The 8256-nt window shown below is 69.9% G+C and carries 9 protein-coding genes; 6 read left to right on the top strand and 3 right to left on the bottom strand.

The window, feature by feature from the left end; genetic code table 11:
- Positions 1-1027 (top strand): ParA family protein (locus L0H79_RS18465; protein WP_301486110.1); only part of this gene is annotated, 1027 nt, incomplete at its 5' end.
- 805 nt (positions 1028-1832) lie between these two features.
- Here L0H79_RS18465 and L0H79_RS18470 read toward each other — a convergent pair.
- A complete protein-coding gene (locus L0H79_RS18470; protein WP_301486111.1) occupies positions 1833-2201 on the bottom strand; it encodes a hypothetical protein in 369 nt (122 codons plus the stop codon).
- Positions 2202-2690: 489 nt separating this feature from the next.
- Between L0H79_RS18470 and L0H79_RS18475 the strand changes: the two genes are divergently transcribed.
- Together L0H79_RS18475 and L0H79_RS18480 are read left to right on the top strand one after the other, a co-directional pair.
- A complete protein-coding gene (locus L0H79_RS18475) occupies positions 2691-3902 on the top strand; it encodes a ParB/RepB/Spo0J family partition protein (RefSeq protein WP_301486112.1) in 1212 nt (403 codons plus the stop codon).
- 4 nt (positions 3903-3906) lie between these two features.
- Positions 3907-4767 (top strand): Fpg/Nei family DNA glycosylase, encoded by an 861-nt coding sequence (locus L0H79_RS18480; RefSeq protein ID WP_301486113.1) that lies wholly within the window; start codon positions 3907-3909, stop codon positions 4765-4767.
- Here the strand turns inward: L0H79_RS18480 and L0H79_RS18485 are convergent.
- On the bottom strand, positions 4761-5168 hold the full coding sequence (locus L0H79_RS18485) for a nitroreductase/quinone reductase family protein (protein ID WP_301486114.1): 408 nt from the start codon (positions 5166-5168) through the stop codon (positions 4761-4763). The two genes, L0H79_RS18480 and L0H79_RS18485, sit on opposite strands and share 7 nt — an antisense overlap.
- Before the next feature lie 39 nt (positions 5169-5207).
- Here L0H79_RS18485 and L0H79_RS18490 point away from each other — a divergent pair, with 39 nt between their 5' ends.
- The gene (locus tag L0H79_RS18490; protein WP_301486115.1) at positions 5208-6137 is read left to right on the top strand and encodes a metallophosphoesterase; all 930 of its coding nucleotides are present in this window, start codon (positions 5208-5210) and stop codon (positions 6135-6137) included.
- A gap of 65 nt (positions 6138-6202) precedes the next feature.
- On the opposite strand, the gene L0H79_RS18495 is transcribed toward L0H79_RS18490, so the two are convergent.
- Positions 6203-7222: a glutathione S-transferase family protein gene (locus tag L0H79_RS18495; RefSeq protein ID WP_301486116.1), complete on the bottom strand. Its 1020-nt coding sequence runs from the start codon at positions 7220-7222 to the stop codon at positions 6203-6205.
- 78 nt (positions 7223-7300) lie between these two features.
- Between L0H79_RS18495 and L0H79_RS18500 the strand changes: the two genes are divergently transcribed.
- Together L0H79_RS18500 and L0H79_RS18505 are read left to right on the top strand one after the other, a co-directional pair.
- Positions 7301-7987 carry a GNAT family N-acetyltransferase gene (locus L0H79_RS18500; RefSeq protein ID WP_301486117.1) on the top strand — a complete coding sequence of 229 codons (687 nt, stop codon included), beginning with the start codon at positions 7301-7303 and terminating at the stop codon, positions 7985-7987.
- A 108-nt stretch (positions 7988-8095) separates the two neighbouring features.
- On the top strand, positions 8096-8256 hold a 161-nt coding region (locus L0H79_RS18505; protein WP_301486118.1), incomplete at its 3' end, for an ATP-binding cassette domain-containing protein.

An 8256-nucleotide genomic window follows, 5' to 3' on the forward strand; every position in this document is an offset into this window, starting at 1 on the left:
ATCGGGGACGGTCGAGCCGGAGCCACCGTCAGCGGACCGGACTACGGCCGGCGATGGGACACCCGCACGCACGGCCCGGTCGAGAGCCGAGCCCGCCGTCGAGGCCGAAGAGCGGGCCGAGCTCATCGAGTCCATCCCGAACGCCGGGCCGGACACGCCGGTCGCCCAAGAGCTTGCTGCTAACGCGCGACGACGGATCCGCCTGACGGGCCGGACCTTCCCCAAGCCCGCTGGCGGGACCCGGGTGCTGACGGTTGCCAACCAGAAGGGCGGGGTTGGCAAGACCACGACAGCGGTCAACATCGCCGCGGCCCTGGCCCAGGGGGGCCTCCAGGTGCTCGTTGTCGATCTCGACCCACAGGGAAATGCGAGCACCGCGCTCGGCATCGACCACCACGCCGGGGTGCCCTCGATCTATGACGTGCTCGTGCATGGCAAGCCACTCAACGAGGTGATCCAGTCGTGCGAGACGGTCGAGGGCCTGTCGTGCGCGCCCGCAACGATCGACCTCGCCGGTGCCGAGATCGAGCTGGTCTCGCTCGTCGCTCGGGAGTCCCGACTCCAGAGAGCGCTCGAGGCGGCGGCGGTGCCGGGCCTCCGCTCGTTCGACTACATCCTCATCGACTGCCCGCCGAGCCTGGGACTGCTCACCGTCAACGCGATGGTGGCCGCGAAGGAGATGTTCATCCCGATCCAGTGCGAGTACTACGCCCTGGAGGGCCTCTCACAGTTGCTGAAGAACATCGAGCTGGTCAGGTCCCACCTCAACCCTGACCTGCACGTGTCGACGATCCTGCTCACGATGTATGACGGGCGCACCCGCCTGTCGGCCCAGGTGGCGGAGGAGGTGCGGGAGCACTTCCCGGAGGAGGTGCTGCGCACCACGGTGCCTCGCTCGGTTCGGATCTCCGAGGCGCCGAGCTTCGGTGAGACCGTGATGACCTACGACCCGTCAAGCAGTGGAGCGCTGTCCTACCTCGAGGCCGCGAGTGAGATGGCCGATAGAGGGTCCGCCGGCGACGTCTGATCTCGGCGCGTCGCCGGCGGGCCAGGTCGTCATCAGCACGATCGCCAAGATCGAGTCCGGGGCACGGTAACCGTCCTGGCCGCTGTTGTGCTGCATCTTGGCCGGCCGCAGACCGCGAGATGCGTGGTCGCCTCGTGCCCATGACAATCACGACGATGTGTCGGATGCTTCCGAGGCGTAGCTGACTGCCGCGCAACGGGACGCACGAGACCGCTGGTTGCGAATGCTGCGGCTGAGGGGCGAGAGGATGCCTGATCCGACCTGAGGTGCCTCGCGGATACCTGGTAGACGGACGGTGGCGTCCATACAGTCGAACTGGCTGGGTAGGAGGAGGGCGACGGGAAGCGCCAACTGCTCAAGGGATCAAGGGGGCGGCTGTGCTGATCAGACCACCGGAGCCGACTCCTGACCGCGTCCCCGCTCCCGGGCTTGGGGCAGCCGGGGAACAGTCGCGGCGAAACCACGGGCGGGCCGAACCCGTCGCGACTGTGCGAGAGACGCTGATCGCTTCGGCCGCGGCCTGCCCCTGGCGTGTCTGGTGATGATCACGCGGGACGCACGACCTGGCGCACGAGATCACCGGCTCGGGTGCTGGGAACATCGCCGGCGATGTACGGCTTCAGCGTCGACCAGCACGACTCGACGAATGACGAGGCCATAGTCACTGCGCTCGCCAGCCCGGTCTTCAGCCTTTTCAGCGGGCTCTCGGTGCTCGCATTGCCGGTCGATCCGCTGGCACCCGTATGGCGGCTCGTCGTGCTGTGGTTCGGACTGCTCAGCGTGCAGGAGTTCGCCGGTGACCTCATCACGGCCGGTTCGCCCACTCGGAGACATCGGCAGCGCCCTGGAGCGTGCCGACGCTTCTGCGGTGGTTGGCTGGATCGGCTTCGCCGTCGGCTGGGGCATCACCTACCTCCTGGGCCGGCATGCGGTGCACCGCTTGGCGGCACTGACCCACGACGGTGAGGCCTTGGTCCCGCAGTTGCGTGCGATGGGCTTGTTCGCCTGGCTGCTTGGCGCCGCCGTGGTGATCGTCGTCAGCATCGGCCTCCTCTCGGCCGGTGGGGTGGGCGCCACAGCCGTCGCCTTCGAGGCTCTTGGGCTGGTCGCCTCGGGCATCTTCCTCGTCCTTGTCCGGCTGTTCATGCCACTGGCCGAGCGTGCACCCCGGCACGGGGTCCTTCCCAACTCCGGTCGGCGTGATCGTGCCGGTGATCGTGGTGGCACTGGCCCGTCAACTGATACTCGTCGGCGGCGTCAGCCTGTGACCTACGTCCTCAGACAGCGACCCAGCTCAGGTCCTTGCTGTCGGCCCGGGTGTGGTGACGCATATGGCGACCCAGTCATACGACCCGCGGTGATTGATATCGCCGAGAGCACGCGGGAGGAAGGTCAGCACTGCGCGTTTGCGGCGTAGGTGCCCCAGTTCTGCATCAGTTCGGGCCGCATCGGAGTGTAGAGACACGTGTTCGTGTGTTTCACGTGAAACATGCGCGTCGTCCGGAGTGCCTCAACGGACTGTGTCGACGGCGCACCTAGACTGCGGGAGGCGCCACGGGCGCGCCCGGGCCCGAAAACCCCGGGCACGAAAACCCCGGGCACGGAAGGCCTCAGGCTCGGAAGGCCTCAGGCACGGAAGGCCTCAGGCACAGAAGGAGTTGGGATGGCGGACAAGCGGCAGGCGCTGGGGCGCGGACTCGGAGCGTTGATCCCAAGTGCGCCGCCCAACCGGGAGGGCCGGCCGGTCGACGTCTTCTTCCCCACCCGAGACGGTGCCGGCACAACGAGCACCGTCGTCCATGAGGCGGTCGGATCGTCCGGCGACGACCTGAAGCACAACGGTGCAGTCGTCGACGGCGAGGAGCCCACGTACGCCTGGACCACGGATGTCACCGGGCCCTCGCCGAGCGCGACCGACCACGGCCTCCCGACCCTGGACAGGACCGCGCTCGCGCCGGTTCCCGGTGCGGAGTTCGCCGAGGTGCCCGTCGACGCGATCCGGCCCAATCCGAGGCAGCCCCGCACGATCTTCGACGAAGACGAGCTTTCCGAGCTCGTGCACTCCATCACGGAGGTCGGGATCTTGCAGCCAGTCGTCGTTCGGCGCGTCACGCCGGACCTCGTGGGGCTCGACGGCCCCGCCGATGCCGATGTGGATGACGCCATCCGGTATGAGCTCGTCATGGGCGAACGACGCTGGCGTGCGGCGAAGGCGGCCGGTCTCGAAGTCGTCCCGGCCATCGTCAAGGAGACCAAGGACGACGACCTGCTCCGCGACGCGCTGCTGGAGAACCTGCACCGCAGCCAGCTCAACCCGCTCGAGGAGGCCGCGGCATACCAGCAGTTGCTCGACGACTTCGGGTGCACCCAGGACCAGCTCGCGACGCGGATCGGGCGGTCCCGACCCCAGGTCTCGAACACGCTGCGCCTGCTCAGGCTGCCGCCGCTCGTGCAGCGCCGCGTCGCCGCGGGAGTCCTCTCTGCAGGCCATGCACGAGCCCTGCTCGGCCTGTCCGAAGGTGCCGCGATGGAGCGTCTGGCCCAACGGATCGTCGCAGAGGGTCTGTCCGTGCGCACCGTGGAGGAGATCGTCACGCTCGGCGACGCCGAGAGCCCGCAGCCCACGTCGCACCGCCCACGCTCGGGCACGCGCCACCCGCAGCTGGATGACTACACCGCGAGCCTCGCGGACCGGCTCGACACGCGAGTGGGCATCGCGCTTGGCCGCCGCAAGGGGAAGATCACCGTCGAGTTCGCCTCCGTGGAGGATCTGCGGCGCATCCTCACGCTCATGGGCGTCGCCCGCATGGGTGTTGAGGGCCCCGACCTTGGGAGCCCTGGCGTCGAGGGCCCTGGCGTCGAGGGGCTTGGCTGACCCGGTGCCCGAGGGCCACACGATCCATGCGTTGGCCGACCGTCTGACCCGCGCGTTCGGTGACAGTCCTGTCACCGCGACGAGCCCGCAGGGGCGGTTCACCGCGGATGCCGCCCTGCTCGACGGGCGGGTCCTCGAGGACGCGGCGGCCGCGGGGAAGCACCTCTTCGTCGACATCGGGGATCGGATCCTGCATGTCCACCTCGGCCTGATCGGCACCTTCCCCGTCATCCCCATCACAGACGACAAGCCGCCGGACCCGGTCGGCACCGTCCGGCTGCGCCTCGTCGGGCAGGAGCACTACGCCGACCTGCGGGGGCCGATGGTCTGCGCCCTCATCGATCTTGACACGAGGGAGGCCATCAGGTCCGCACTGGGGCCCGACCCCCTCGACCCGGCCGCCGACCCCGGGGTCGCGCTGATGAGGATCCGCCGCACCAGGCGCGGCATCGGCGCCCTCCTGCTCGACCAGGCCGTCGTCGCCGGGATCGGCAACGTCTACCGGTGCGAGGTGCTGCACCGGCACCGGATCGACCCGTTCGCGGCCGGGACCGAACTGACCGAAGAGCTCTGGTGGACGATCTGGGCCGACCTCGTCCGGCTCCTGCCGCTCGGGGTCGCCTTCGGTCAGATCCTGACGCTGGCCGAGCAGGTCCGCGAGGCCGAGCAGCTCGTTGCCGACGGCAGGGCCGGACCGATCACGCGGTCGCTGACCGGCGAGCGGCTCGGGGACTACTTCGAGCGGCGGTTCGCGACCTACCAGCGGGCCGGGGAGCCGTGCCACCGTTGTGGCACGATCCTGCGTGGCGAGAAGGTGTCCGGTCGGAGGCTCTACTGGTGCCCAGGCTGCCAGACCCGTCACTGATCCCAGCCACGGAAGGTCTTCTCGACGAGCACCGGGAGCTCGACGAAGTCATCGCTCCGGAGCACCGGCAGGAGCTCTCGCGGCCCGTGCGGCATGCGCGCCACCCCCTCGGCTGTCGAGATCGCGGTGGGCGGCCCGAGGGTCAGCAGACGTGGCCCGAGGTGCATCCGGCAACGGCCCGCGGCCCGGACGTTCTTGAGCCAGTCGACCTCAGACCCGTAGGTGAGCGCGATCGTGACCCGGTCCGCGTCGCGGAAGGCGAAGATCACGGTTCGGAAGACCTTCCCCGACCGGCGTCCCACGTGCTCGATCTCGACGAACGGCCCGTGACCGACGAGATGTCGGGTGAACCGGTTGAGGACGTTCTTGTTGAATCGGGTGACACCCTTGGGGATCGGCATCGGCAGGCCTCCTCTGGACACCGACGCTACCCTCGTCCAATGGTCCTCGGCAGGGCGATCCGCACACCGACGCATGTCATTGCCCATCTCTCGGACCCCCACCTGCTCGCCGACGGCACCCGTCTGCACGGGCGGATCGACACCGAGGCTCAGCTGCGCGCCGCCTTGCACCGCGTCGAGATGAGCGGCGAGCAGGTCGACGTGCTCGTCCTGTCCGGGGACCTGACCGACACGGCCGACCCAGCGGCATACCGGCTCCTTCGCGAGCTGGTCGAGCCCGTCGCAGAGCGCCTCGGCGCCGCCGTCGTGTGGACCGGGGGCAACCACGACGAGCGACGACCCCTCGCGCAGGTCCTCTTCGGCACCGATACCGACGCGCCTCAGGACACCGCGACGACCGTGCGCGGGCTACGCGTCATCGCTCTGGACACGGCCGTCCCAGGACGCCACGACGGTGGCCTCTCCGACGCCCAGTTCGACTGGCTGGCAAGGCAGCTCGGTGCCTCTGCTGCGCACGGGACCATCCTGGTCATGCACCATCCACCGATCGTCTACCGCTCGCCGTGGATGCAGCTGCTCGACTTCCGCGAACCGGGCCGGCTGCGCGATCTGCTGGGCACCTCGGATGTGCGTGCCATCCTCAGCGGGCACCTGCACGTGACCAGCTTCGGCACCCTCGGGACGGTCCCGGTCTTCGTCGCCGGCGGGGTCAGCTACGTCGATGACCTCGGTATCCCCCGCGAACGGCTCATGGCGATCGACGGCCCGCAGTCGTGGAACCTCGTCGAGGTCCACCCCGACCAGGTCGTCGGCTCGGTCGTCCCCGTCGCGCAGCACGACACGTGGCCGGCGCTCAGCGAGCAGGTGACGGCATACATGGCCACGGTGCCGGCCGGCCGGCGCAGGACGGAGTTCGCCCGGAAACACTCGCCACCGGATGTCGAAGCAGGCCAAGCCAGGGCGACCTGAGCGTGCGCACCCCCTGACCTGCCTGAACCCCCTTGCAGCGCAATGGAACCCAACAGCGTGCCGGATCAGCGCAACGCCGACAGCACGGGGTTGTGCGCCGGCTCGACCGGCTCACGCACCAGACCGGGCGGCGTGCCGTCACCGAACGGCGACCCGCCGAGCTCCTCGCGCCCGTGCGGGGTGGCCCACCCCGCCAGGTCGGGACCCAGCGGCACGATCCCCGTCGGGTTCACGTCGTGGTGCACGACGTAGTAGTGCTCCTTGATGTGGGCGAAGTCGACCGTGTCGCCGAACCCCGGCGTCTGGAAGAGGTCACGCGCGTAGGCCCACAGCACCGGCATCTCGGTCAGCTTGGAGCGGTTGCACTTGAAGTGGCCGTGGTAGACGGGGTCGAAGCGCACGAGCGTCGTGATGAGCCGTACGTCGGCCTCGGTGATGTGCTCGCCGACGAGGTAGCGCCGGCCGCGCAGCCGCTCGGACACCTGGTCGAGCGCGTCGAACAGGCGCCGGTAGCTCTCCTCGTACGACTCCTGCGAGCCGGCGAAACCGCACGTGTAGACACCGTTGTTGATGTCTCGGTAGATCGGTTCCGAGACGGCCTCGATCTCCTCGCGCAGGGCCTCGGGGTAGAGGTCGGGGGCGCCCGGTCGGTGCAGCTCGGCCCACTCGGTCTCGAGGTCGACGGTGATCTGCTTGAAGTCGTTCGTCACGACGGCACCGCTGGGGAGGTCGACGATCGCGGGGACGGTGATGCCGCGTGCGTAGTCGGGGTCCCGTTTGAGGTAGGCGTCCTGGATGCGCGGGATCCGCAGCACGGGATCGAGGCCGTCCGGGTCGAGGTCGAAGGTCCAGCTGCGCCTGTCGTGCGTCGGGCCGCAGATGCCCATCGAGAGCGCGTCCTCGAGGCCGAGCAGGCGCCGCACGATGATGGCGCGGTTCGCCCACGGACACGCTCGCGCCACGACCAGCCGGTAGCGCCCCGCCTGCACCGGCCAGCCGTCCCGGGCGTCGCGGGTGATGCGGTCGGGCAGGTAGCGGGTGTCGCGGGTGAAGGACTTCTCGACGTAGGTGCCCGGTTCGCTCATGCTCCCACCGTAGTTCGGGTATGCCGCTCACCTTCCACCCGGGCAACGTGCCCTTGCGCACGTGGGCACAATGGGGACATGGACGGGCCGGTCGCACGGGTGACGAGACGCGAGGTCCGCGTCCTCACCCCCGACCGGGTCACCGACCTGGTCGGCCCATGCGCCCCGTGCACGTACTGGCAGACGGTCCCGCGCAACGGGCACCGAGGCGGCCCCGAGCCGCTGGCCCTGCTCGCCGACTGGGTCGCGGCCGTGACCGACGACTGGGGACCGCCGGGCCGGGTCGTCTACGTCGACGGGGCACCGGTCGGACACGTCCTGCTCGCACCGGCCCGTCAGGTTCCCCGGCTGGCGGCCTTCGCGACCGGGCCGTCCGACCCGTCCACCCTCATGCTCGTGGCGATGGCCGTGGCGGACCGGTCGCGGGGCCGCGGGCTGTACAAGGCTCTCGTCCAGGCCGCGGCCAAGGATGCGGTGCGGCACAAGGCGCGCTCCCTCGACGCGATCGGCGCCGGCCCGAGCGCGCTCGGGCACCACCCGTGCATCCCCGAGGTCGCCGACCTCGAACGAGCCGGGTTCCACGTCCAGCGGGAGCACCCGACCTACCCGCGCCTGCGGCTCGACCTGCGCAACGCTCTGACGCTGCGCGACGAGGCCGCCGAGCTGTTGTCCCGGGCGTTGGCCCGGGTGCCCAAGGTGCACCCGGTACCGGAGGCGCCACACCCGGACGGTGCGACCCGGGCCCGGCTTCGCGACGAGGACTGAGGCCCACCGCCATCCTCCGTCTGGAGGATGGCGCCGTCGTCCGGGCCCGAGGCAAGCGCGCCCGGTCGGCCGATACCGGCAACGTGCCTGTCGGCGCAGGCTGGTGCCATGTCCATCATCGAGGTCGCCAACCTGCGCAAGGCCTACGGCGAGACCGTCGCCGTCGCCGACGTGTCGTTCACGGTGCAGGAGGGCGAGATCTTCGGGATCATCGGCCCCAACGGCGCGGGCAAGACGACGACCGTCGAGTGCCTGCTCGGTCTGCGCCG

The sequence above is a fragment of the Intrasporangium sp. genome, assembly GCF_030452765.1.
Lineage (GTDB): Bacteria > Actinomycetota > Actinomycetes > Actinomycetales > Dermatophilaceae > Intrasporangium_A.